The organism is Parabacteroides distasonis (assembly GCF_004793765.1).
Classification (GTDB): domain Bacteria; phylum Bacteroidota; class Bacteroidia; order Bacteroidales; family Tannerellaceae; genus Parabacteroides; species Parabacteroides distasonis_A.
Window position 1 is genome coordinate 1 of record NZ_SRYM01000106.1, and the last position, 3,030, is coordinate 3,030.

Sequence of the window (3,030 nt, forward strand, 5' to 3'; positions counted from 1 at the left end):
TTTTGGAATATTTAGGAGAGGTACGAGTATCTGTTGCGGATGCGAATGGAAATATTGTTTATGAGGAAGTTGTGAATACACAAAATACTTCTTTTCATATTATTCCTTTGGATGATGTTGCATCAGGATCATACGAACTTTCCATATCGGATTCAGAAAATTATGCAGAAGGATTTTTTAATTTATAATATAGTATTATTATGAGAAAAATATTTTTGTTTTTTATGATTTTAATATCATTTGTTTCTTGTTCATCAGAAATATTGAATGATAATTTGAGTGGGAGTGTAAATAAAACTACTCTTTCTATTGAAAATGACACAATAAAAAGTCATGAGTTATTAGAAGATTTTAGTAAAGCGTTATCTAGTGCTCTAAATTCTTCTGTTGAACTAAGGAGACTTATAAAAAATGAAGCTCTAAAAATGTTTGACTATGATTATGATGTTTTGTATTTATCTATAAATACATATAAATTATCTTCTGGAAAAACAGTTGATGAACTTATGGAATTATATATAGATACTAGTAAATTAGAGCTTGTTAAACAAAAATATCCTACTTTGACTATATTTGTACCTGTGTTACCTGATAATAGCTTTTCGGCAGAAAGTTGGAATCCGGAGGATGAAATTCCATATACTGCATTAAGAGTTGAAAATAGTAATGATATAATGGCTTATGGAATAGAAAAAGAATTTTTGATTCCATCGAATGAAATTCCTAAGTATCCTATTTTGGTAATCAAATTGAATGAAAGAATTATATCTGTAAATAAAGTTCAGAAGAAAAAATATTTATCTGCTTGTAATACAATTGATGATACAGATATTGTTTTTTTAAGTGATGTTTTTGATAACACTAAGAATGAAAGTATAAATCGTTCTATATCAAGTATGCATAGTAATGAAAGAGATCGTACAGGATCAATACCGGATAATATGAAAAAAGTTTATGAAGCATATGATATTTATAACCCATCAAATGGTTGGTTAAGAGATTATATATATTTCGATTTAACCCCTCAAAAAACAAAAGGAGCTTTTAACTTAGATTTTAAAGAGAGTTTAGTTCATTTTAAGTTGATAGGAGATCCACGAACTGTTATGAATAAAATATGCGATCAAACTAATGATCCTAGAATAGATGGAAATAGTCATGAGCATGAAGTTGATTATGGTGATAGTCATTATGGTCGGCCAGGTACAACAATTGTAACTCCATGGACAGATGGTTTTCTTGAGTTTAAAGTAAAAGTTTATGTGGCAAATCAATTAGGTATAAGCAATGAACTAACAACTTTTTTTACAGTTGAGCCAAGTGCTTTATTTAAAACAACACCCAAAGATCCTCTAAGTAAAAAGTATGAGGTTAAATCTATAGATCTGACAGATGGAATAAATCTTCAATTGCCTCTTTTTGAATGGAATATAGAAAATTATGGCACTGCAATGAAGATTTCGATAGAAGAAATTGATGCTACAGAAACAGTTCAAAGCACAGAATCTTCAACTGTTACGTTTGCGACTAATTTTGGGTTTGATCCATCATTTGGAGAAAAAGTAAAAATAGGTTTAAAATTTGGTGCAACAAATACTATATCGAAAAATATTTCGTATACAGTAACTAAAACATTAGGAAATGATGAATTGGGAGAGGTTATTGTTAATTTTGCAGATAAAATTCTGAAATCTAAAAATAATGTATCTACTAGTAGAAATTGGAAACCAGATTATACCGATAAATATAAAACTGGCTGGTATCAATTAGCTGTGAGTCCATTAAAATATAACTAATATTAATAGTGAAACAAAGTGGTACACATATAATTCGTATAGATTAGATGAATCTAGATAATTTTAGTTCATTTTTCTTACTTATATTATATGTGTGCTATTTTATTTTTTTGAAACAGTATCATTTAAAATAAATATAATGCGTATATTTTTTTTCTTTTTATTAAGTTTATTTATTTGTACATCATGTAATGATGAAGAGCCTTCTGTAGTAGACAAATATCCTTATTATTTTGCTTACTTTGAGGGAGAATTGAATGGACAATCTATTTCTTTATTAAATCAATCTAGTTATCAGTGTTCAATTGAAAGGGGAAATTTTTGGATACATGATATAGAAAAAGAATTATATGGATTTTATTGGAAAGTACCTTTAAAATCAGTGAATTTTACTTATCCTTATCCTGAACTTCATATCTCGTTGATTCCTTTGCTTAAGCAAGAATATCATATAAAAAAAGGATATTTATCTACAGAGGAAAAAGAGTCTACTGTCAGAATAATTAGAGAGGGAACTGAAATAAACTACCATCCTCTGAAAACTCCTTTTTGTTTGCGAGTAGATACTGTTTTTTTTCAAGAGGATAGCGAGATTCCTTATATAGAAGGATATATGGATGGAATTTTATATAACACAGAAAATAGTGTTGATTCTATCGTAATAAGAAATGTATATTTCGGTATTCATTGAATGGCATAGGAATTTATGTTTTTTCGTATTTTTTGTTTGCGATATTGTCTCTCTCGTGATTAAGAACTATCTTTGACAAACTATCCAATAGTGGGTACCGAATCAAAATCAATTGACTATGAAAACAAAAAAGGAACAAGAGTTTATGAAAGAGATGCAAGACAGGTATATCCGTTTCGATTGGGCTATTAAACGTCTGCTTCGTCAGAAAGCTAATTTCGATGTGCTTGAGGGATTTCTCACCGTATTCCTCGGGGAGAAAATCACGATCGTGGAGCTATTGGAGAGTGAGGGAAACCAACTATCAGCCGATGATAAGTTCAACCGTGTGGACATCAATTACTTGAAGGATGGTACGATCCGTCCCGACACCACGGCTCCCGGACTGGGTGAGGCACGTGAGAAATTGAGATACTATTCCATGACTCCCTCTGAGCGTAATGCCTATGATGAACACTTGAGCCATGTCTACCCTTTTAAATATAATACCAACTTCCGTAGACAAAACACGCTTGCGGGTACGGAAAAAGTTACATTGGGAAG

The 3,030-nt window shown here is 30.5% G+C and carries 4 protein-coding genes; all 4 read left to right on the plus strand.

Features of this window, described 5'->3' with window-relative positions:
• Positions 1–188 (plus strand): DUF3244 domain-containing protein (locus E5342_RS18760; RefSeq protein ID WP_135960059.1); only part of this gene is annotated, 188 nt, incomplete at its 5' end.
• A 12-nt stretch (positions 189–200) separates the two neighbouring features.
• On the plus strand, positions 201–1,796 hold the full coding sequence (locus E5342_RS18765; protein ID WP_121737485.1) for a hypothetical protein: 1,596 nt from the start codon (positions 201–203) through the stop codon (positions 1,794–1,796).
• A gap of 139 nt (positions 1,797–1,935) precedes the next feature.
• Entirely contained in the window at positions 1,936–2,487 is a 552-nt protein-coding gene (locus E5342_RS18770; RefSeq protein WP_121737484.1) for a DUF5025 domain-containing protein, read from the plus strand.
• 145 nt (positions 2,488–2,632) lie between these two features.
• The coding region (locus tag E5342_RS18775; RefSeq protein ID WP_246867173.1) for a hypothetical protein at positions 2,633–3,030 on the plus strand (398 nt) is incomplete at its 3' end.